Origin of the sequence: Silvibacterium bohemicum (assembly GCF_001006305.1) — a bacterium.
In the GTDB taxonomy this organism is placed as follows: Bacteria; Acidobacteriota; Terriglobia; order Terriglobales; family Acidobacteriaceae; genus Silvibacterium; species Silvibacterium bohemicum.
This window is the reverse complement of sequence record NZ_LBHJ01000018.1, coordinates 31638-55231: the sequence shown is the minus strand read 5'-3', so window position 1 is coordinate 55231 and position 23594 is coordinate 31638. Positions and strand designations below refer to the sequence as shown.

16 protein-coding genes and 1 pseudogene are annotated in these 23594 nt (G+C 51.2%); 13 read left to right on the top strand and 4 right to left on the bottom strand.

Annotated elements, in window-relative coordinates; translation table 11 throughout:
- Window positions 1–471: 471 nt before the first annotated feature.
- Window positions 472–1089: a TetR/AcrR family transcriptional regulator gene (locus XX99_RS21365; RefSeq protein WP_184085305.1), complete on the bottom strand. Its 618-nt coding sequence runs from the start codon at window positions 1087–1089 to the stop codon at window positions 472–474.
- 76 nt (window positions 1090–1165) lie between these two features.
- Window positions 1166–1966, bottom strand: coding sequence for a hypothetical protein (locus XX99_RS21360; protein WP_050061456.1), 801 nt, complete (start codon window positions 1964–1966; stop codon window positions 1166–1168).
- 211 nt (window positions 1967–2177) lie between these two features.
- Between XX99_RS21360 and XX99_RS21355 the strand changes: the two genes are divergently transcribed.
- From XX99_RS21355 to XX99_RS26895, 5 genes are all read left to right on the top strand, one after another.
- Window positions 2178–3488: a TolC family protein gene (locus XX99_RS21355; RefSeq protein WP_184085308.1), complete on the top strand. Its 1311-nt coding sequence runs from the start codon at window positions 2178–2180 to the stop codon at window positions 3486–3488.
- Window positions 3485–4705 (top strand): efflux RND transporter periplasmic adaptor subunit, encoded by a 1221-nt coding sequence (locus tag XX99_RS21350; RefSeq protein ID WP_050061454.1) that lies wholly within the window; start codon window positions 3485–3487, stop codon window positions 4703–4705. The genes XX99_RS21355 and XX99_RS21350 overlap by 4 nt, the downstream gene beginning before the upstream one ends.
- Before the next feature lie 11 nt (window positions 4706–4716).
- On the top strand, window positions 4717–8340 hold the full coding sequence (locus XX99_RS21345) for an efflux RND transporter permease subunit (protein ID WP_050061453.1): 3624 nt from the start codon (window positions 4717–4719) through the stop codon (window positions 8338–8340).
- Entirely contained in the window at window positions 8340–8777 is a 438-nt protein-coding gene (locus tag XX99_RS21340; RefSeq protein ID WP_050061452.1) for a DUF2147 domain-containing protein, read from the top strand. Before XX99_RS21345 ends, XX99_RS21340 begins: the two co-directional genes overlap by 1 nt.
- Window positions 8778–8886: 109 nt before the next feature.
- Window positions 8887–9792, top strand: coding sequence for a helix-turn-helix domain-containing protein (locus XX99_RS26895; protein ID WP_082125810.1), 906 nt, complete (start codon window positions 8887–8889; stop codon window positions 9790–9792).
- A gap of 287 nt (window positions 9793–10079) precedes the next feature.
- On the opposite strand, the gene XX99_RS28190 is transcribed toward XX99_RS26895, so the two are convergent.
- Both XX99_RS28190 and XX99_RS28710 read right to left on the bottom strand, forming a co-directional pair.
- The gene (locus XX99_RS28190; protein ID WP_082125809.1) at window positions 10080–10361 is read right to left on the bottom strand and encodes an integrase core domain-containing protein; all 282 of its coding nucleotides are present in this window, start codon (window positions 10359–10361) and stop codon (window positions 10080–10082) included.
- 23 nt (window positions 10362–10384) lie between these two features.
- Window positions 10385–10585, bottom strand: a pseudogene (locus XX99_RS28710) (IS3 family transposase); the annotation flags it as partial.
- Window positions 10586–10841: 256 nt separating this feature from the next.
- Between XX99_RS28710 and XX99_RS21325 the strand changes: the two are divergent.
- From XX99_RS21325 to XX99_RS21285, 8 genes are all read left to right on the top strand, one after another.
- Window positions 10842–12542, top strand: coding sequence for a serine hydrolase domain-containing protein (locus tag XX99_RS21325; protein WP_082125807.1), 1701 nt, complete (start codon window positions 10842–10844; stop codon window positions 12540–12542).
- A 189-nt stretch (window positions 12543–12731) separates the two neighbouring features.
- Window positions 12732–14207, top strand: coding sequence for a serine hydrolase domain-containing protein (locus tag XX99_RS21320; protein ID WP_050061448.1), 1476 nt, complete (start codon window positions 12732–12734; stop codon window positions 14205–14207).
- 224 nt (window positions 14208–14431) lie between these two features.
- Window positions 14432–15310 (top strand): GNAT family N-acetyltransferase, encoded by an 879-nt coding sequence (locus XX99_RS21315; protein ID WP_050061447.1) that lies wholly within the window; start codon window positions 14432–14434, stop codon window positions 15308–15310.
- 99 nt (window positions 15311–15409) lie between these two features.
- Complete coding sequence (locus tag XX99_RS21310; RefSeq protein ID WP_082125805.1) at window positions 15410–16762, top strand: APC family permease; 1353 nt, start codon at window positions 15410–15412, stop codon at window positions 16760–16762.
- Between the two features lie 130 nt (window positions 16763–16892).
- Entirely contained in the window at window positions 16893–18419 is a 1527-nt protein-coding gene (locus tag XX99_RS21305; RefSeq protein ID WP_050061445.1) for an amidohydrolase family protein, read from the top strand.
- A 300-nt stretch (window positions 18420–18719) separates the two neighbouring features.
- Entirely contained in the window at window positions 18720–19949 is a 1230-nt protein-coding gene (locus XX99_RS21300) for a cytochrome P450 (RefSeq protein ID WP_050061502.1), read from the top strand.
- A 163-nt stretch (window positions 19950–20112) separates the two neighbouring features.
- On the top strand, window positions 20113–22032 hold the full coding sequence (locus XX99_RS21295) for a CocE/NonD family hydrolase (RefSeq protein WP_050061444.1): 1920 nt from the start codon (window positions 20113–20115) through the stop codon (window positions 22030–22032).
- Window positions 22033–22623: 591 nt separating this feature from the next.
- On the top strand, window positions 22624–23589 hold the full coding sequence (locus tag XX99_RS21285) for a CPBP family glutamic-type intramembrane protease (RefSeq protein WP_156186130.1): 966 nt from the start codon (window positions 22624–22626) through the stop codon (window positions 23587–23589).
- Window positions 23590–23594: the final 5 nt, after the last annotated feature.

Sequence of the window (23594 nt, the reverse complement as noted above, 5' to 3'; positions counted from 1 at the left end):
CACAAGTAAACTATCGTCTGCTGCCACGCATGCTCGCACAGAGCATGTAATTTTTTGAGATATTACGAAAGCCTTTTGGCCGTTTAGAAAGACACGAAAGGACGGCTTGTAAACTAACCAACGTTAATTCGATAATTCACTATCGACGTCGCCTTCCATGTAGCTTCTGTCTTGGTCTAGGAAACCTCTCAAAATTCAGTCACGTTAGCTAGTCATCGAAATCGGTTTTAAGTTTTCTATTATAAAAGCGCATCGTAGTTCTTGCTCTATCGATAAATCTAACTTTCGCAGCTAACTGATTCGCCGCGATGTCGAAGGATCGGAGGGCCGCCAACACACTATCGCATAGCAACACGTAGTAGGAGAATCTGTGTTAGTGGTGGCTCCACAGTTCTTATCCAGCATGGAGACGAGAAATGCAACTATCCCGAAAATCTCCATTCGTGTATGCTTTGTGAAAACGCCCCTTGCTTACTTTCCGGTCGAACCCATGAGTCTGTCAAAGACAAGCTCCTGGCTGGACTCGACCATTTTTTCCGGATACCTTTCGCCATCCATTAGGTTATAAAGCGCCAACCCGTGACCGAGGGAGAACCCGATTAAGATGAGCTGGTCGGCCGGAATAGGATTCTTATAGCGCGTTTGCTCATGAAAGCGCTCAAGAGAGAGCTTCAGTTCGTCGTGAACTTTGCGGAAAAGCGTACTTAGCTTTTTCCCGAACCGAACATTCCGCACCGCATAGAGATAAGCTTCTGTAATGAGGAGGAAAGCATCCTTTTCCGTGCTACCGAAAGGTGCATAAAACTTCCGCAGGTTTTCGAGCGATTCTTTAGCGGACGAAGAGGCGGTGATGCTCTCGTGTGCTCCGTGGGTGAGAGTCATGATCTCTCGTTCTATAAGAGCCAGAAAGAGTGCATCTTTATTCTTGAAGTTGGAGTGGAAAGCGCCTCGTGAGAATCCAGCAGCCTGGGTAATCTCATCGATGGAGGCTCCGGCAAATCCGCGGCGAGCAAATGCTTTGGCGGCAGCTACCAGCAGCTTCTCCTGGGTCAATGCCTTGCTTTCCTGTCTCGTCAGTCTCTTCTTCACAGCGGCCATCCAATCATCATAACAATGGTCATCTCTTCAGCATGGAAGGGATTTGGCAGCCATGTCATGGCAACGATCAGTCCTCGGAGCCATTCTTGCGACTCCGATGACCCGGCAGCATATTTCCTAGCGCATGCCCATGATCGGGTGAGAACTCCTTGAGCACCATGATGAGTCCATCCCCTGAGATGTCCGTAATCCAACGCTGACTGACGATCGAGAACGTCAGCTCCCGCCTTGGATAGTAGAGGCTTGAAACACTGGCTGCCATGCCAGAACCAAGGACTTCCGAGGTATTGAAGGTCGTTCCACCGTCATCCGTCCGAGTGATAAATAGACGACTCAGTGAATACCGCGTCCGCTTCAACACTCCTCCTTGATTGAGGGGATAGTAACGTGGGTCTTGATGGAGGGTGGCAGGTAAGAGAAAGCTGGCCACATAGCCATCGACAGTTTGGTCTGTGAAGACATGCCAGTAATTTCGTGCATAGCCAGCCGCTCCCTGATGAAATTCAGGATACAGATTTTGTGACTGGTTGATACCTGCCCCGGCTGCCGCGAAGAGTAGTGCCGACGCATTGAAGTTGCTCTTCGTGGCAAATACGAACTTTCCAAATGGAGTCAAAGGATTGAGTGTGCCAGGCAGAGAAGAACCCTGATTGTGTCTTGGATTGAACGCCCTGTCTTCCGAATTCTCGAATTGTGAGGACGATTGAGGTGCCACGGCGAAGCTGGGCGCATCCGGCAACTCCGGAATTTGTTGCGCGTTCAGACCGATCGACGATCCGCCCATCAGAAAGGCGGCCACGAATGCCAACCATGTGGCGCCGCGGGCAGACGGCCTGTCGAACGTGCCTGCTGCAGAGGTGTAGTTCATGTGTGTCCTTTGTCGTTTGAATGCGCGGAGGGTAGAGAGAGACCATCGAGGCGCAGGAAGATTCCCCGCTTCAACTAATATACCAAACAACATTTGAATACGAACATAAACTCGAATGTTGCAATGTATGCACATGTGGTAGGCTTCAAGTGTGAGCATTGAGCACAAAAGACGAAAGGCCGTGTCCCTAAGTGGAGTTGCTTCGGCAACTGTGTTGGCGCTGCTGTGCCTGCCGCCTTCGGTTTGTGCCCAAACTGCGGATCTCTCGATGGAGGATGCAATTCAATTAGCTTTGGCGCACAACCGTTCAATTCAGTTGGACGTTCTTGATGTCGCTCGGGCGGACGCCAATGTGAAAGCCGCGTCTACGCGACGCTTACCTTCCTTTTCGGTGTTGGCCGATGGTGGCGAGAGTTTGACGCGGCCCTATCTCGATCTGACCGCGGGATCGCTGGGAACTAGCGGGGGCGCTCCATTTCCTCAGCAAGCTCTCAGGCTCAACTCCTCACGAACACCTTCCGCCTTCGTCTTTGGCCAGGTCCTTGAACCTCTCACAGGTCAGTATCAATTGGGCCTTGAAATAAAGGCGTTGAAGGTCGGGCATGAGATCAGCAACCTGCGAATGCAACGGTCTCAGCAGGAGATAGTCAACCAGGTACGGAAGCTCTACTGCCAGATCGTCGATGACGACAGCGCTATTAAGACCGCAGAAGCCGACGTCCGGCTCTACTCGGAGCTCGAACGAGTCACCAAAATCTATGTTGCAGAAAAGGCGGCCCTCCTATCAGATCTACTTGGCATACAGGGGCATCTGTTGCATGCAAAGTATGACGAGACTTCCGCCTCCAATACCTTGGCAACAGACAAAGAAGAGCTGAACGCCGTATTGGGACGGCCGATTGAGGCGGAGATGACGCTTGATTCCGATCTTGGACAGGAGTTAGTTTTGCCCTCGCAAGCCGAAGCGGTAGAACGAGCAATGGCCCTTCGTCCTGATCTTAAGGTGGCCGGCCTGCAGGTAGAACAGGCCGACCTGAACCGACGCGCAAAAAAGGCTGAGTATATCCCGGACGTCAGCATTGAGGGTTCTTACGTCGCCCTCACTGGGGCCTCACTGCCTATTGGAGGACCTGGATACGCTGAGGTAGGAGTTCAACTTCGTTGGGAACCGTTCGATTGGGGCCGGAAGCACCACGAACTCGCCGAGAAATCTGCGATTGTAAGCCAAGCTCGCCTGAACGCGACGGATTTGCAAGCAAAGATGAGCATTGAGGTGAACTTGGCTCTCCGCAATGCACGCGCCGCTAGCCAACTATTGCAAGCAGAGAAAATCGACGCGGAAGGTACGGACGAGGCCCTCCGTATTGCGCAGGAAAAGTACGCACAGCATGCGGTCCTTCTCGACGAGGTCTTAAAGCTCGAAAGTATCAGGCAACGCACACGGCAGTCGTTGCTTCAAGCGAGCAGCAGTGTTCAAACGACCTATGCAGAGCTGAGGAAAGCAATGGGAGAAGACGAGTGAATAATCGTATCGGGTTCCTAACCTTCGCCTTTGCGCTCATGCTGAGCGGGGTTCTCGTGGCTTGTAATAAAGTTCCCAGCGCCGAGCCTCGATCGCGAGCCGTAACTACCTCAGTCGTCTCATCGATTCTGCCTGCACGAGATGAAGCGCGATATACAGCGGCGATCTCTCCGGTCGCAGAGGTGGAATTATCCTTCAAGACAAGCGGATATGTGGCGTGGATCGATCAGCGGCGCGGAGCGGATGGCAGGCTGCGAAATCTCGATGCTGGTGATTCGGTTGTTTCAGGAGCCCCTCTAGCACGGCTACGCCCAACTGAGTCCGAAGCTCGCTCTTCGCAGGCCAACGCATCAGTTCAAGGAGCCTACGCATCTCGGGCGGAGGCTGAGGCTCAATTGCAACAGACGACGGTGGAAGCGCAGCACGCGGAGATCGATTGGGGACGGGCGGAGAGACTTTTTCAACAGTCCGCGATGACACAACCCGACCACGATTCGGCCAGGACTCGCTATGAGGTCGCTCAATCACAGCTTGAGAATGCCAAGGCTGCCATATCGTTGCAGAGATCGAGGATTGAAGACGCAGTCGCACAGCGACGTGAAAAAAATGTTCAGCTTGAAGATATAGAGCTTCACGCACCATTTCGCGGCGTGATTCTCGCACGAAACGTGGAGAAAGGCAGTCTGGCCTCGATTGGCGGAACAGCCTTTGTCCTCGCTGACATCGACCATGTAAAACTTACCTTCGCCGTGCCGGACATACAACTCCCACAGCTTCACTTGGGGTTGCTGATTCCGGTGCGCGTGGACGTTCTCAGCACTGAATCATTCGTCGGGACCGTCACCATGATCTCGCCTGCTGCCGATCCTCAAACCTCCACATTTCAGATTGAGGTGACGATCGGAAATCCCAACCATCAGATTCGTCCTGGCATGATCGCAAGCGTCGGTGTGCCATCTCCAGCGGCCATTGATGCTTCCACCCTGGTGATCGTTGCTATCTCCGCCCTTATACCCAACACAAATGGCCGCACCTACTCGGTGTTCGTTTTGAGAGATGAAGGCGGGAAGACATTCGCCCATCGCCAAACGGTCGAGATCGGCCGAGTTGAGGGGAACAACGTCACGATCCGCAGTGGTCTCCGATCAGGTCTGAGGGTGGTGCTTGAGGGGAATAACGATCTTGTAGATGGAGAAGCAGTCTCCGAGATTCGGTGAGGTTGAAATCTATGGCACACATTAGCGACGAAGATCACATCCGGTCTACCCACAATACCTCGCGATTCTTCGTCAAGCATCATGCAATCGCATGGCTATTGATGGGACTGACCGTCATCTGGGGGATTTACGCATACAGCAGCATGCCCCAGCGCAAGGACCCGAAGACTCCGGTGCGGGAAGCAATGGTTGTAACCGAGTGGCCTGGCGCAAAAGCCGAACAGGTCGAAGAGTTGGTGACCAAGAAGGTGGAGGGAGTTCTCGATCAAAACGGCATGGTCTCGGAGATACGATCATCTTCGCGTGCGGGTCAGTCGGTAGTTGTCTTTGAACTCGATGAGTTTCATACGAAGGATACGGACAAGGAATTCGATGATGTAGGCATCAAACTCGCTCAGATTTCCGACCTCCCGGCTGGTGCGGGTCCTGTGCAGTACATCAAAGATTTTGGCGATACCTCGGCCCTGATGCTGACGGTCGCCAGTCCGCCCGTCTCCGACCTGGAGATCGGCTTGAAAGCTCATCAGATCCAGCCTTTGATCGAACATACTCGACAGGCAAAAGCAGAGCAGGGTACCGCTGTTTCCATCGTGATCTGCTTTCCTGCCAATTTGGATACGACCGCTCTCAAGAGCGTGCTGCAGTTGCTGTCGGAAGATCTATTGAGGAAGCACGTCTTTACCTCATTGAATACCGTGTTGGACCAAGGTGCAATCATTCTGGACGGCACCTCCGACCAAGACGACCTGACGATCTCCAGGGCGCTGCATGGATTTTTCCAGCAGCGAATGCCGTCCGACGAACTGGACCCGGACATCTGGCCACCCGCAATCATTCGCAATCCTGCTGATCTGGAGACTAAACTCCAGCAGACAAGTCCAAACAAGTACACCTATCGCCAACTCGACACGTACACCGACCAGATCGCCAGAAGTCTTCAAAAGGTAGAAGAAGTAACCAGAGTCGATCGCACCGGAGTACCCGAAGAACGGCTCTTTCTCACCTTTGACCCCAATCGTCTTGCATCTCTCAATTTCAGCCCACTCGCCCTGCCAGATCTGTTAAGCAGTCGTAACATCGTCGAGCCTAGTGGAACAATCAACGCTGGCGAGCGGCAGGTCGCCGTTACTTCCAAGGGCGAGTTCCATTCGCTCGAAGACCTGGCAGGGCTTCCCATTTCCTCCGGCAATGGGAAAGCACCTGCGTATCTGCGCGACGTCGTCTCCATTAGTCGCGGGTACGAGTCTCCACCGAGTTTTCTCAATTTCCTGACCTACCGTGACCCATCAGGAACATGGAAGCGAGGCCGTGCTGTCACCATCTCCATGGAGATGCGTCCGGGGCACAAAATCGAAGATTTCTCCCAAGCTGTGGATGCAGATCTGCGTCAGATCAGGCAAGTCGTCCCCAACGATCTTGTTATCGCACGCACCTCCGATCAACCCCGACAGGTCAGGGAAAATGTCGGACTGTTCACGACCTCGCTTTGGGAAGCCATTGGTTTGGTCATAGCTGTCTCTCTGATGGGGTTTTGGGATTGGCGTTCTGCGGCATTGATGGCCGGCTCTATTCCCATCACCCTGGCCATGACACTTGGAATGATGGCCGCAGTTGGAATCGATCTTCAACAGGTATCCATAGCCAGTCTCATCATCGCGCTTGGCCTTCTCATAGACGATCCCGTTGTGGCTGGCGATGCTATCCAGCGGGAGCTCGCATCCGGACACCCGCCCGGAATCGCCGGATGGCTGGGCCCGACTAAGCTCGCTCGCGCGATTCTCTTCGCAACAGTGACTAACATTCTGGCCTATCTTCCATTCCTGTTGCTGCATGGTGATACCGGTCAGTTCATCCTTTCTCTGCCCATCGTCATTACCTGCTCTCTCATTGCATCACGCATCGTCTCGATGACCTTTGTCCCGGTTATGGGTCAGCTATTGCTACGCAGGAAGTCGCGGAGTCAGGGCGAAGCGGTTGAAAAGTCCCGCTTCGCCAAGCGCTATTCCAACATCGGACAGTGGGCCATCGAACACCGAAAGGCTGTCCTCTCAGGTTCACTCCTGTTCCTGATTGGTGGGGCAATCCTGATGTCCAGGCTGGACTCATCTTTCTTCCCCTACGACCTACAGTACCTGTCGTATGTGGACATATGGCTTCCCGAAGGAGCGACTTTCGCAGAGACGAGTGAAACTACTCGGCAGGTCGAAGAGATCATCAGGAACGTATCCGCGCAGTATACCCAGGACCCGCACAGAGCGAAGCCCGGAGTTCTGGTACTCAAGTCACTTACGAGCTTCACAGGTGGGGGTGGTCCGCGCTTTTGGGATTCCGTCACTCCCGAAGCGCCTCAACTCAACTATGCGGAGATCCTGATTGAAACCATCGATAAGCGGGATACTAACTCGCTAGTGCCTCTTCTTCAATCAGCGATCTCTCAGAAGGTGGCCAGCGCCAGGGTTGATGTCCGGCAACTACAGACTGGCCCCCCCATCGCGGCACCGGTTTCCATCCGCATTCTCGGACCGGACATAACAACTCTGCGCACCCTCTCTGCTCAGCTAAAGACGATCTTTCGTGCCGTGCCGTCGGCTACCCGCATTCGCGATGACTGGGGCGAAGACCGACTCGCACTGGCTGAACAGATTGATCCTGACAAGGCGGCCATCGCAGGCATCACGAATCAGGATGTTGCCCGTTCCTCGACTATGAATACGACAGGTATCCAGGTCGGAAGCTTCTACGACCGGGATAAATCTATCCCGATCATCCTTCGTCAACGTCTTCAGGATCGTGCTCTTGTATCTGACGTGCAGAATCAATATGCGTACTCCATGCGAGACAGACGTCGAGTTCCTCTTCAACAAATAGCTGCAACCGACTTAACCTCGGAGATTGGAGTCCTGCTCCACTTCAATCGTTCGCGGGCGATCACCGTCTCCTGTTATCCCATGTCTGGAGGGCTTGCTTCGAACGTCCTGGATGCGGCCATGCCGCAGATCGACCAAATGAAAGCGCATCTTCCACCTGGATATTCACTCGTCTTTGCCGGCGAGTACAAGGAGCAAAACAGTGGGTTTGCAGATCTTGCTGTCGCGCTAAGCGTGTCAGTCCTTGCAATCTATCTCGCCTTGATGCTCCAGTTTCGAGATATCGTAAAGCCCCTGATCGTCTTCGCCGCAATCCCCTTCGGCTGTGTCGGCGCGTTCGCTGCACTCTACCTGATGCACCAACCCTTTGGTTTTATGGCTTTTCTTGGAGTAGCCAGTCTGATGGGGGTAATCGTGAGCCATATCATCGTCCTCTTCGATTATATCGAGGAGGAACGTGAGAAGGGAGAGCCGTTGATTGAAGCCCTCATTGATGCGGGCTTGCTTAGATTACGCCCTGTGCTCATCACTGTTGGAGCTACCGCCTTCGCCCTCATCCCCTTGGCGGCACACGGCGGACCGCTCTGGGAGCCTCTATGCTATGCCCAGATTGGAGGGCTGCTGTTTTCCACGATCGTGACTCTTCTCCTTGTCCCTACGTTATACGCATTTGTTGTCCTGGATCTCCGCTGGATTACATGGAAGCCACTGAACTCAAAGGACGATGCGTTCGCAACATCATCCCCTGGCAACGAAAGGTCACACTGATGAAGATTTCTGTATGGTTCGGTACTTTCTTAGCAATATACACAGCACCTCTTCTCGCCGCCAACAACACGATGATCGGAAACTGGATTACACCCGACCATTCAGTAGTCACCGTATACCCGTGTGGCGAACAAACCCTTTGCACTAAGCTCGTCTGGACTACAGATCGGATAGCAAAGGACGACAAGAACCCGGATGAGAGATTGAGGAAGCGTCCCTTGTGCGGTATCCAAATTGGGGCGGGATTCGTTATCACCGACCCCAGCCATGCCAAAGATGGAAAGATTTACGATCCCGATTCTGGCAAGACCTACAGCGCGACTATGGTCACTGACGATTCCGGGTTGAAACTGCATGGGTACATCGGAGTATCACTCTTTGGCCGCACCGAAGTCTGGCACCGTACCCAGGAGCATGTCGCAGTTTGTGTGCCATAACCGAATGCGATGAAATCGAAGTGAAATGCATTAACCTGACTGTCTGATTGAGACGGAGCATACGACCCCGAGCTAAGAATCCCTAAGAAACTGGAGCTGTTATCCGAACATGACTTCTATTGTCGAGTGGCACAATGGCTGTGATCTGTATTACGAAGGAAATGGAGCACTGAAGTTTTCAAGTAACGGTCTCGGCTGGGAGGCAATTGGAATTGCGCAATACAGCACAAATCCTTCTGAACATGAGGCCGTCGAAAACCCGTTTTTTTTGCTGACCACGCATCTAGGGGCAACTCCGACTTCGGTATTTCACCGTATATCAAACTTCTCAGAGAAGAAACTTACAAAACCCCCTAGAAGTTTGCATCTCTTTGAGCCCGGACTTCTTCCTTCTTTTAGGCATCCATCTCGGACAAACATATTCCTGTGCGGTCTGGAACGGTCTTTAGTTGAAGAAGTTGCAATCGAAATGTGCGATGATCGCGAAGCGATCGATAACGTGTCAGAGCAGCGTCTGAGTCATAATCAATTCTTTACTGATCCTCCCACGCAACAAATATTAGGCCTTCTCGGCCGCGAAGTAGTCCAGCAAGAACATATAGGAAGTTTGTACGCAACACACTTGTCATATGCTTTAGCTGCGCGCTTGGTCTATGGGTTACGCACATATACTGCCCGAGAGCGAAGGTATTCTTCTAAACTTCCTGGGGCATCCCTTCGCCGGGTGCTTGAACGCATCCAGCATGATCCAAACCAGAGCCTCGGCGATCTGGCTCAAGAGGCAGGCGTTAGTAAACGTCACTTTCTTCGCATGTTCAAAGAGAGCATGAGAGTAACTCCTCATCAATACATAATTCAATATAGGCTCCAGCAGGCAAGTAAGTTATTGCAAGATCGCTCGCTGAGTATTCTCGACATTGCGTTGATGTCAGGCTTTACCGATGGGGCGCATTTTTCGCGAACATTTCACAAACATTTCGGTAGATCGCCCGGTCTCGCCCGGGAAGACTTATGAAGTGCTATTGTGGCTATAGCGAACTACGCGATTGAACCTTCTAAAGTCGCGGGCCCATATCAGTAGCCCTTTCGCTCCTATGCCCCCGTTGGCTGCGAGGTTCTACTTCACCTGAAAGCAATCTCATTGTGGTCGCCGTCGATATGCCGCATTCAAATTGCGGGGAAGCCACGAAATCCACATAGAGCGGTTTGATATTTTAGAGGCCGCTGACGTGCCCCCGAACCTTCAGCCATTCATAGCTGCGATTCTCTGGTTGAGGTTTGTCGTCGAGATTGTCTCGCCGCCTAACGCTTGCCGGAACTCAGCAGGCGTCCGATATCCGAGTGAGCTGCGTGGCCGCTCGCTGTTGTATTTCTCCCGCAGTTCGCCACGGTGCGCCGCACATCTGCCATCGTGCGGAACCAGCTCACGTTCAGGCACTCGTCGCGCAGCCGTCCGTGGAAGCTCTCCACATGGCCGTTCTGCGTCGGTCTGCCAGGCTGGATATGAACCAACGCAACCTTGCGCTCTTCGGCCCAGCCCAGCATCCGGCGTGAGCAGAACTCCGGGCCATTGTCTGAACGCACACTCTCGAGTCGCGTACCAGCCGCTTACGCCTGCGCCGTCGCACCGCGAGTTTTGCTTCCGAGTACAGTCGGTAAATACGCTTCACGTTCACCTCGTGCCCACGGCGGCAGAGCACCGCGTGCAGTCGTCGATACCCGTAGCGCGGCTTCTGCCTTGCCAGCTCCAGCAGTGCTTCGCGCAGCTCCACGTTGCGGTCCGGCCGAGGCTCATAGCGATAACTCGACCGGTCCGCGCCTAACTGCGACTCCTTAAATAAGAGCAGGTTGATTGCCAACTGTGTCAAACTAATTATGGCGGTTTTGTTCATATAGGTCGCTATTTTGCAGGTGCAACTAGAACCGATTGAGTACCATTGAATGAGGCATCTTCCTGGGAGGCGGGGAACGGATTTCAAGACCCACCAGTCCCCTGCGGGCCATCCATTGGCCTCACAGCATTTTCGATCTTGAGCTATTTGCAACAGCCTCTGGAGTAAGTAATTGGGACGTTTAGAAGAAAACATCCGAGTGAACGGTGTGGGACCTATCAACGTTCAGGCAATATCCGCACATCAACATTGTTTTTCATACGACTTCTCTTGCGCGTCGGAGATATTTCCTCCGAAGTCAATCGCGCTAGCTAGCGATCGCAGTCGATTGGAACTTGGCTATTGCGGGAATCATGTCAGCATTAGAGATCTGCGCGGCTATATTGTTTACACCAAGTATATCTTCTTTCTTGCTGTATCTCTAATTGTTAGCCTCACGGCTAACTGCTTCGCGGAGGTGTCGAAAAAGAATCTTGATGAGACTGCTAGGTTTGCTGTCGCACAGCTACATGTGGTTGGCGCATCCGTGCTTGTGGCGCGGGGCGACCATGTTCTACTCCACAAGGCATATGGTAAAGCGGATATAGGACTAGGTGTCCTGTCTCAGCCTGACAGCGTATACCACGTTGTTGGACCCACGTTCCCTCTTGTCGGTATTGCAGTGATGCAGCAAGTGGAACGTGGCAAGCTCTCTTTGGATGACGACATCTCCAAATTTGTACCCGAGTTTTCTACGCAGGGGCACACTATCACGGTTCGTCAACTTTTAAATCACACCTCTGGTATCCCCGATTACCACTATCTCGGAGATTCAGACGATAGCGTTCAGCGGCGACCCAAAGCCATGGACGAGGTGATCTCTCTTTTTGCAGGCCGGCCATGGATACATGCGCCCGGGGCAAGCTGGGACTGGACCATTTCCGATTTCCCACTTTTGGTGACGATCCTCGAACGAGTCACAGGTGAAGGCTTTGAAGAATATGTGCACAAGAACATATTAGAGCCGGCAAATGCAACCTCCACGACATACTACGACGATTCCAAATTGATACGTGGTCTTTCCACTGGATACGACCGCATTGGGGATGGCTTTGCCATATCGCACGCAGATGGGATGTCGGACAGCTATGAGATGCGTTACTGCAGTACTGTTACTGATCTATACCATATATGGCGTGCGCTTCGAAAGGGTGAACTGGTGAGCCCCGGGACACTCGCACAAATGAGCACTGCTGAGGGGCCAACAACTCATGCATTCGCGACAGGCAGGGAGATACAGTACGGTCTGTCTCTCGTCCTTAGCAGAGAAGACGGCCATAATAATATTGGCCACCATGGAGCGTCATTTGGTCATAGTGCCTCGTTGTACGAGTTTCCTGCGGATGATCTAACGGTAGTGGTTCTTTCCAATGTGAATGATCAAAGCGCCTATTTTATTGGACGAGCCCTGGCTCGTCGAGCTCTGGGACTGCCAACATTGCCAACGGACGGTCCGTCGAAGTCACCAAGACTTTTGTCCGATAACTCCATCTCAACAACAGAACAAAGCCAAATCGCTGGGACATATATTGTTCGACTGCCCGCGGTCCAAACAGGTCGAGCGACGCTGCAACAGTATCGCCGTACGTATCGGGTCTTTAACGAAAACGGGCGTCTAATGATTGAAGCTCTAGGCGACGCACCAGAACGCCTACTCAAGCAGGCTGATGGAAGTTTCGCGAGAAACTCATCTCCAACTGGATCCATAGTGTTCAATGTCAAAGCCGACCGCACTATTGAAATGAATATGGAGGAGGGCCCCTATATGTTTACAGGCGCACGCATCGGCAGCGGCGATCTTCATACATTCTATTCCACCAGCAACAACAATTAGCCACCATGAGAGAACCCATCAAGATCGCGCCTTGGTCTAACTGATGGTTTGTTATTGTGGCACTTTATCATTGCTATTGCTTCGTGCTATTTGTCCCGCACGTAATGGGCAAGAGCGACTTATCAATGGCGCCCTGTGACCCTTTACGCTTTCTACAGTATGTCTTTTGCAAAGGATACTCGTCTTCATATGCCATCTGCCACATCGTTCATTGCATTTATAGCTCTTGTTTCGGCCTATAGCATTACTTTGGCCGGCCAAACAATGGAGGCAAATCTTGACACCGCCGCTAACCGAGTGATCCTTCAGGAACGAGTTGTTGGCGCCTCCGTTCTGGTCGTCCAGCGCGACAAGATCATTCTTCATAAGGGTTATGGCTTTGCTGATTTAGCGCTTGAAGCCCCTACCCAGGCAGACAGTTTTTATCACGTTGTAGGACCCATAGCCCCTTTTGAAGGGGTAGCTATCATGCAACAGGTTGAGCGAGGTAAGCTATCCCTCGACGACGACATCTCCCGCCTTATTCCAGAGTTTCCCCTCCAGGGACATCATATAACTGTCCGCGAACTCCTCAACCATACATCTGGAATCGTAGACTATCATTATCTTGGAGATCAGTTCGAGTCCACTTACCAGGTACCAAAGTCCGAGGATGAGATGATGGCGCTCTTCTCCGGACGACCATGGGTTGCACCGCCTGGGATAAAGTGGGACTGGTCCATCTCAAACTTTCAGCTCCTTGATATGCTCATTGAGCGGGTTACTGGACAGACTTATGACGAATACATGCAGCAAAACCTTTTCGTTCCCTCAGGAGCAACGACTATCATCCCATGTAACAACTCCACGCTGGTTCACGGACTCTCTCATGGTTACCACTTGTCTGCCAACGGCTATACTCCGGCCACCGAGGATAGCGCTGCCGCCGGCTATGACCTGCGCTATTGCAGCAACGTAACGGATATTTATCGCGTATGGCATGCAGTTCGCCAAGGCAAGCTCCTGCGACCCGAAACGCTACGATTGATGAGTACAGCAGATCCCTCTGGTCTGCACATTTCTGGCCATGACCCCGATGTGAATTATGGTTTGGCACTGGTCCTCAACCATGAAGATAGCCACCGCAGCATCGGCCAGAATGGATCGTTGCTCGGCTACAGCGGCAGCCTTTACGAATTCCCTGCAGAAGATTTGACGGTAGTAGTTCTCAGCAATACGGCCGGCCAGAACGCCGCCGACATAGGAATGGCGGTAGCCCGCAAAGCTCTCGGACTTCCCGATGTTGCCCTTCAGACTAACCAAATCTCGCATAATTTTTTGTCTGATGAGCCGACCACAGTGACGGAGCGCAGCCAGTTCACCGGGACTTACCGATTGAAAGTTATTAATGGCGCCTACCACGAATCCTTCTCCCAATACCGGCAGACATATCGCGTCTTTCAAGAAAACGGACGACTGATGATTGAAGCTCTCAATGAGATGCCTGAACGTCTGCTCAAACAGAAAGACGGCAGCTTTGCACTGGCCTCAGACCCCAATGCACCTATAACCTTCGTGCTCAGCGAACATCAACCCATCACGATCAATCTGACACGCTATCCAGGTTTGAAGCTGTCAGGTGAGCGCATCGGCCCTGGTGATATACAAACCTTTCATCACATGTAGAATGTTTCCCGCTACCACTTCAGAAACTCAACTAGCTTCTAACGCTGAACTATAAGGCGGCAGGTGACCCGTACTAACGCCAAGGCAGACGACTCTATTGAGCAATCAGTTCAAAGGATCGGCTACATATGGCCACTCTCGCACGGGCAAGAATACCCGCTACGATATCTGGTTGATCAGTAGGATATGGACCATGACCAACAACGAACGGAAGAGGAAGTGAAATGACACTTGTTGCAGAAGGACTGTCAATACGAAGGGGTAGCGCGCACGATGTCGATATTTGCAGTTCCATCTTCCATCAAGCATTCTCGATGGTGAATAGCCAACATGGCTTTCCTTCTGAGGTGCCAACATTAGAGGATGGTAAGCATCTTCTCCATCTGCTGTTTCTGGATCAGAACTTTCAATTTCTTGTGGCTGAAATGGACGGGCGTGTAATCGGCAGCGTCTTTCTCGACGAGCGAACTGAAATTATAGGTATCGGGCCGATTTCCGTGGGCCCAGATGCTCAGTTCGGTGGAATCGGGCGAATGTTGATGATAGCGGCTTTGGACAAAGCCCGGCAGCGTTCGTCGATGGGGATTCGCCTCATGCAGGCATCCTTCAATGTTCAATCACTCTCCTTATATGCAAAGTTAGGTTTTGCCGTTCAAGAACCCATGGCTGTCATGGCTGGCCTGCCCATAGAACCGCGGGCTATTATCCCTGATCGCAGAGTCCGCGTCGCTGTACCAGCCGATCTGGCCGCAGCGAACAATATCTGTCGCAAGGTATATGGCTTTGATCGCTCCATTGAGCTAAAGGCCGCTATAGAGCGGAAGGACGCTCTGGTCGTCGAACATAAAGACCGAATTGCTGGATATGCCTCAGGATTCGGATATCTAGCTCATGCCGTATGTGAATCCGCCCTAGAAATGCAAGCTTTGCTCTCCCATGCTGACAGGATCGATGGCACTGGAATCTTCATTCCCACGCGCAATCGAGAGTTGTTCCATTGGTGTCTGGAGAACGGGATGCGAGTAATCATCCCCTATACCCACATGACCATCGGCTCTTATATTCCCCCCAACGGAGCGTATATACCGTCTGTCCATTTCTGAAGATTCCAACCTGCTCCGCCCCATCATTTATTAATTATTAATGCGGAACTTATAAGCGACCAATAAATGCATAGTTCTGGTTAACGTGAGAGACAGTTAATGATTAAGCTTAGACGTGATTTAGGTTTACTTGAAGCTTTCGGACTTTCGCTTTCAGTAATCGCACCAACCATGGCAATGGCTTTTAGTACTACGTTAGCTGTTGGCGCTGCTGGAGTGTTTGCTCCTTTATCCTTTGTATTCGGCGCTTTCGCTATGATAATCGTTGGCTTTTGCTTTGTTGCATTCGCGCGACGTGTTAGCAATTCGGGCTCAGTTTATGCATACGTGGGACACACGTTTGGACCTCGATGCGGATTCATGTCTGGGTGGGCGCTTCTCCTGACCTATTTCATGCTTACTGCGGGGGCAGCGGCAATGGTCGGTAACTTTGTTGCGGCATTTTTCGCTGAATGGGGAATCCAAAGCCCCCATCTGTGGCTATACATAAGCGCACTAGGAATGCTCGTCTGTCTCTGGTTGACGTGGAACGATGCTCGGATCGCGACGAGAGTCATGCTTGGTCTTGAAATGCTCTCGGTCTGTTCCATTCTGTTTCTAGCCATCCGCATCCTGATGAGAGTGCCCCTTTCAAGGGTTCCGTTTCACCCAAACAACTTCCATGCTTGGTCGGGAATTGGCTACGGTATGATCTTCGCGATCCTCTCATTTTCGGGTTTTGAGGGTGCAGCCACTCTAGGAGAAGAAACAAGGGACCCAAAGCGGGTTATTCCTTTAGCCATCATTGGAACCTTGGTCTTGTCCGGCATTTTGTATGTCATAGTGATGTATGCCCAAGTGGTTGGCTATGGAATAGACCATATCCAGACTTTGGCTCAGGCAGAAGCACCTCTTAGTGATCTGTCAAATCGGTTCGTCTCTCGACAATTTGCGGAATGCATTGACTTGGCCACAGCGACGAGTGCCTTTGCTTGTGTGATCGGCTCCTTGTCGGCAGCGGCGCGTATGCTCTATACTCTTGCGCCGGCCGGAGGAGTACCTTGGCTTGCAGTTCTACATCCCAAGAACAGTACTCCAGCGAGAGCTCTATTGGCAGTTAGCGGTTCAAGCATTGCAGCTCTTTTATTGTGGGGCATTAAGGTCGGACCTATAGTGTTTGGCGGTAGCGTGGTGACCATTGGAATCTTATCCCTCATTCTTGTGTATCTCTCGATGACAGCCGCCGAGACAGCAGAGGCATTTCGCCGTCGACATGTTGGATGGATTGTTCTTGGTCTGGCAGGAACAATACTTCTTCTTTGGCCGTTATACAACAGCCTGTATCCAGTGCCGAGTCGGCCAGGTAATCTTTGGCCCTATCTCGTAATTGGCTGGATGTTATTGGGCGTATTGAAGAATGTTTTCAGCAAATCAGGTCTGTTAGATCCCTCGGCGGATGTGCCGACAGCTTGAGTCTATGTCGAGACACGGCAAAGATTGTGGTGTCGCCCTTGTGTGTCGTGCAGCAAGGAACCAGCCTGATCAGATGCGATAGGAAGCAGAAACGGCCTAACAACACTATCTAGATATCTCGGAGAATCTAATGCGCAGTTCTAAAATACCAAGTCATAAATTACCGATCCAGTTGTTGTTCTATATCTCGTTATTTATCACACATCAATCCTACTCTCAGACTCAGGTTTCATCTTCTCCCCTATTTCCCGAATCGACGAATCGTCTGATCGGCCCAGTACGCGCGGACGCTATGGTACGCGAGCCTGGACCGAAGATCGCACTAGAACATGTAACTCTATTCGACGGTAGCGGAGGGCCGCCCAGATACGATCAAACTATCGTGATCGATCACGACAAGATTGTTGCCGTTGGTTCGAGCCGAGATGTCGTTCCATCGAGCGGGACTAAGATTCTCAACGAAAAGGGAAAAACGTTGCTCCCCGGTCTGATCGGAATGCATGAACATCTGTTTTATCCGACCGCTGGGGGCTTCCGCGGACAGATCGCCATGTATTCCGAACAAGGCGATTCAGGCCCGATGCTTTACCTCGCGGCGGGAATCACTACGGCACGTACGGCTGGATCGATAAACCCGTACTTGGACTTGAATTTGAGGCAAGCAATAGAAAAGGGGCGTGAGGCCGGACCTGATCTTGACGTCACGGGGCCATACCTGGAAGGATCGCCTACTCTACAGATTCCCAACCATGAACTTAGTGGACCGGAAGATGCAAAAAGAACAGTAATGTATTGGCACGAAGAGGGTGTCACATCATTCAAAGCCTACATGCATATCACTCCTTCGGAGCTAAAAGCCTCAATCGATACAGCACATCAATTCGGAGCTAAGATCACAGGTCACCTATGTTCTGTAGGATTTTCGGAAGCGGCTGAAATGGGAATTGACAATCTCGAGCATGGAATCATTGTCGATACAGAGTTCTATTCGAAGAAACAGGCGGATGTGTGCCCTGACTTTGAAGCATCAGCACGCGAAATGGAGCAGTCGCTCGAAATGAGAGATCCACGAGTGCTCAAGATGATTCGTACCTTGGTGGAGCATCATGTAGCCGTTACTTCAACATTGGACATATTTGAAATGGAGATCGCGGACGAGCCTCCACTCGAATCGCTTAGGACCAGCCACGATGCAATGGCGGCAGCCTCTTGGGAGAGCTACATGAAGGGCCGAAACTTCAATGAAAGTCGCAAAGATGGCTCGCGATCTGAACAGCTTTTACGCATAGAGATGGAGTTTGAACAAGAGTTCGTACGGCAGGGCGGATTGTTGATGGCTGGCTGTGATCCGACAGGTTTTGGCGGCGTTCTTCCTGGATTTGGCGATCAGCGGGAGATGGAACTTCTAATTAAAACAGGTTTTTCACCCGCAGAAGCAGTGAAAATATATACAAGCAATGCTGCCACGTATCTTGGCAAACAAAATGCAATCGGCAGAGTCGCAGTTGGAATGCAAGCCGATCTCCTTCTGTTGGACGGAGATTTCGAACATGACTCTTCAGTTATCCGTAAGCCCGAGCTTGTTTTCAAGAAGGGACTAGGTTATGACTCTGAGCGTTTGTTCGAGGCCGTCAAGGGAGAAGCGGGTTTGAGATAGCATTGCGACCTTCAAGATGCTTGAGGTTCCTGCCCTTGAAATATTCATATCTTTCTATGGGGCACATAGCGCGCAAACAAAGTGGAACGAATAAGTCGTGAAAGCGTCGAGCTCGAAGGTCTTGAAAAGGTCGAAGCAATACGTCACTCAACATTGGTCTGATTAGCCACGTTGAAGATGGTCCCTAACCGACCTTAATAAACGAACAATCCGTCTCCTATCGAGCCATCGTCGAGAGATGTTTAGTGGATGTTTTCGTATCGCATCATTGGTCAGGCGAAACACCTTCAGGAGATTTGCATGTCAGCAGAAGCTATTAAGCCTTCACCAAAGAAGATCGTTGTCGATGGGTTCCTGGATGATCCATACACGGCCTACCGACAATTTTTGGCCGAAGGATCAATCCATTTCGTGGATATTGGGACGGGTTTGCAAGCTGCCTTCTCCTACCCATTGGTATATTCTTTGCTAAGGGATCCGCGATTCTCCTCCAAGCGTACCGGCGCTTTTATGCGCGCCATCCCCGAAGAATACCGATCGAACTATTCGATACTTGTCAAAATGCTTGGGCTTTGGTTGCTCTTCATGGACCCCCCTGAGCACTCGCGTTTACGCAAATTAATGAATAAGGGATTTTCGCCTGCCGTGGCGGAACTCCTTCGTCCTCGCATCGAGGCAATCGCGGACGAGATGCTAGATGCACTCACCGACGAATCGGAAATCGAGTTCATGAGCCAATTTGCTCATCCTCTTCCCGTAAAGGTAATCGCCCATTTACTTGATATCCCGGAATCAATGCACAAGGACCTCATCCGATGGTCTGATGCCATCGCAATAATGATCGGAAATCCTCAGCGAACACTTGAGCAATGCACCGCTGCCCAGGATGCGCTGCTTTCGCTAACCGAATTCTTCCGCGGGGTTGTCGCCAAGCGTCGATCCAATCCGGGAACAGACCTGATCAGCTTGCTTCTCCAGATAGAAGCAGATGGGGAGATGCTGACAGAAGATGAATTGTATGCGCAGTGTGCGATGCTCCTGTTCGGGGGCCACGAGACCACACGAAATTTGATCGGAAATGGAATCTACACGCTGCTGCAATATCCAGATGAGCTCCAGCGGTTGTGCGCCAAGCCAGATTTGATTCGAAGCTGCGTCGAAGAACTTCTTCGCTATCAGAGCCCTGTGCAATTTATCACACGTCTGGCCAAGGAGGATCTTGAGATCGAAGGGACCAACGTTTGCGCTGGCGAGCCCATATTACTCATGCTTGGTGCGGCAAATCGCGATCCAAAACAGTTTGGGAATCCGGATATATTTGATCCGACTCGAGCGAATAATTCGCATTTAGCATTCGGTGCTGGTCCACATTTTTGTATCGGAAATCAGATCGCCCGCTTGGAAGCGCAGACGGCCATTCTTAAGCTAGCTCAACGCTTCCCCAAGATGAGCTTTGCTAACAAGCGTCCTCAGTGGGCTCCAAATTATGCGCTGCGGGGTTTCAAATCATTTCCATTGAACCTGCGCTAACAGAACGGCATTTCTCTTTCGGGCGCTATCACCATTGATGATGGTGACCTCGACTCCTTATAAGGCACGTATGTACCTGCGGCGATGGGAGATCGTACATTATCGCAGATCCTGTTTACGGGAATTGTTATGACCGCCCAAGATTATTGGGCTTGAGGTAGATATGTTTGATAGAGAGAAAATAAAATTCTATTGGCTAATTATTATAGCGTTGTTTGTTCCGGTAGCATCAGACGCATACATATCGCCATCACTTGCCTCTGAAAGTGTGTCTTACACTGCACAGGAATTCATGATTCCTATGCACGATGGCGTGCGTCTACAGACTATTGTCATCCGATCTTTTAGAGATCCTAGAGCGCTTCCAATTTTACTTACTCGTACACCGTACGGAATCCCTACGGAAAAGTCATTTAATGCGGTCTTGAACGGAGAAAGACGTGATCGGAATAGCTGGAGGGAACTAGCAGCCGACGGATATATCTTTGTTTGGCAGAATATACGAGGCCGCTTCGGTTCTGAGGGCATATTCGATATAACCTCCCGATATGACCCCACGGGTCATGGCGGTCCCAATGAGACGGATGATGCCTATGACACAATCGACTGGCTCGTGAAGAATGTTCCCAACAATAACGGTCAAGTTGGGATGTATGGCGTTTCCTATGAAGGACTAACAGCCGCTTTGTCATTATTGCATCCCCATCCGGCTCTAAAGGCGATCAGCGAGCAAGCTGCCTCGGTGGATCAATGGATGAATGATGATACGCACCGCTATGGAGCTTTGAGGGAGAGCTATGCATTCGAGTACTCGATATTAGAAGAGACAGATCGGAATAAGAACTCGATCTTCGACTTTGACGAATACGATACTTACGAGTGGTATATAAAACTTGGTGCATTGAGTAATGCAAACGCTAAATATCTGCATTCAACGCTGTCGTTCTGGAATGATATAGTGACGCATCCTGACTACGACGATTTTTGGAAACGACAGGCGTGGCTAGGCCAACTTAGCCATTCCAAAATACCCAACCTGAACGTTGCGGGTTTCTGGGATCAAGAAGACCCCTGGGGACCTTGGAAGCTCTTTCGGCACGTAGAGGAACTAGGTTCTAACGATACTGATTTTATGGTAGCCGGACCTTGGTACCATGGCCAGTGGCAGGGCGACGGAACGCATATCGGTTTATTGCCATTCGGTGAACATGACACCTCTGCTGAATTCCGACGTGAAATTGAAGCTCCCTTTTTTCGCTACTATTTGCATGGAGAAGGGGAGAAACCTGTAAATAAAATCTCAATTTTCGAGACGGGTTCGAACAGTTGGCGTCATTATTCTGAGTGGCCTCCAAAGTCTTCTGTCCCTACTAACCTGTATCTTCATTCCGATGGCTCTCTCTCTTTTGCACCTCCGCATGGAGATGTTTCTGAGTTTCGCGAATATGTGTCGGATCCATCCAATCCTGTTCCTTACCGCCAGCGCCCGATATCACCCACCTTCATAGGAGGCGAGGGATGGCCTACTTGGGAGATGGCAGATCAACGTTTTGTAGATCACCGCCCCGATGTACTCAGTTTTGTAAGCGAGCCCTTAGAACATGATTTGACTGTAGCGGGACAAATTACAACTGAGCTTTACGCTTCGAGCTCAGGTACCGACTCCGACTTCGTGGTAAAGTTGATCGACATTTTCCCGCAGAGCAATCAAAAGAGTACAGCTTCATCAGGGCAAGATAAGCGTCAGACATACGCTGATTCAATGAATGGCTACGAATTGCCCATTGCTATGGAAATTCGGCGGGGCCGCTATCTGAATAGCTTTGAGCATGCCGCGCCGATCATTGCAAATAAACCTGAACTGTGGGAAATCCCTTTGCGCGATCACGATCATGTCTTTCTGAAAGGTCATCGAATCATGTTGCAAGTTCAATCAACTTGGTTTCCTGTCATAGACAGAAATCCCCAGCGGTTTGTTCAGAGTATCTATCAAGCGAAACCCGAAGATTATATTTCTGCTATCCAGCGGATATATTCTTCTCCTGAACGGCCGTCCCACGTCATATTGCCAATAACGCCTTAACAATAGATTCGTCCATTATGGCAAGGATGTTCTTTTGGCCAGCAGAAGAAGATGGAGATTGCCTTTTGATTCATGCACGTCGATTTAAGAGCTGCCTCGAGTTTCAGGCGCTTATCGCTTTGCTCCTATTTTCTCAGATGCTTGAAGCGCAATCCCAGATAGAACCTGGGGCGGTCCACACCTATGCGGATCCAATTGACCTCCCCTATCGTTTCGATTTGATCAGTCGAGTCGTCGCGAATCTGCGGACCCCGCAATGCTCGTCTACACCTCTTCAAAAGACTACAGCAGCAGATCAAGAACCTATTGATTCTGGGCCGCGGAAAGAGGTGGCTGTCGGCGTCTGCTCACACATGCACCCCAGCTCTGGCATGCTATCGGAATTGTAGATCCACTTCCTGAGGACATGGGATCGCAACGAACTCCCGAACTCCTGCCCGCATCGAGGATGCAACTCGATCATTAATTTGACGGTGCCTCCCACGACCTCACCTGATCGCGAACAATCTGCGCCGCCATTATGGCTCTCAAGCCACTAACGCTTTTTGTGTAAGCTAAGCTTGGGTGTAAAGGCCAAAGATTAGGACATAGATGAGCATGAAGAATCGAATACAAGAAGGAATCTATCAACAAACGTCGAGATTCAGGCTCATAAATGTGTTCTTCCGTCATGGAGAACTTCGATCGCTTTGGGGCATCTTGCTCTTTGCGGCAATTTACATGTCACTGCAAACTGCTGTTGCCTCGCCGCTGGAGCATATATTCGGTGCCTGGAATGGCAGGTCTCATCTCATTACCCCGGGTAACCACCTCACGCGCGAGGTGATCCAGAGTGCTGTTCTCTTGATAAGTACCGTTCTCATGGCAAGAGTAGAAGGACGCAGAATCGCTGCATATAACTTCGGCGACAACTCTGGCTGGATTCATCTGTGCTGGGGACTCGTCGCAGGGTTCGCCGCACTGTCCATTCTGGTAGGGATACTGTGGAGCCTTCATCTGCTGATGTTTGATGGTGTCGGACTGCATGGGACATCTGTCATAAAATTTGCGTTGGCTTGGGCTGTGTCGCTAATCGTGGGTTGTTTCTGGGAAATAGCCCTGCTTCGCGGTTATCTCCAGTTCACCCTTACTCGAGGCATTGGTTTTTGGTTTGCCGCGTTGACCCTCTCGCTCCTCTTTTCTCTCTTGATCGGAACACATAGAGCGGGATTCCTCTATATAGGAAATGCCTTCGTGTTTGAGATGGTCCTTTTCCTTAGCCTCTGGTATACCGGCTCACTATGGTGGGCGGTCGGCTTCAATACAGCCTGGGACTGGGCTGAAACCTACTTTTTCGGTACCTCGAACAGCGGCCTGGTCTCAGAAGGGCATCTCCTGTCCACGCATTTGACAGGTTCTATCCTCTGGAGCGGTGGGAAAATCGGTCCGGAAGGCGGCCTGTTTATACCACCGCTGATGATCCTGACGTCGATCTTGATGTGGTTATGCTGGAGGCGCGTAGAGAGATCAACAAAGGCTCAAACTCTTGCGTTTGCAAAGCAGGATAGCGCCAACTAATGCAG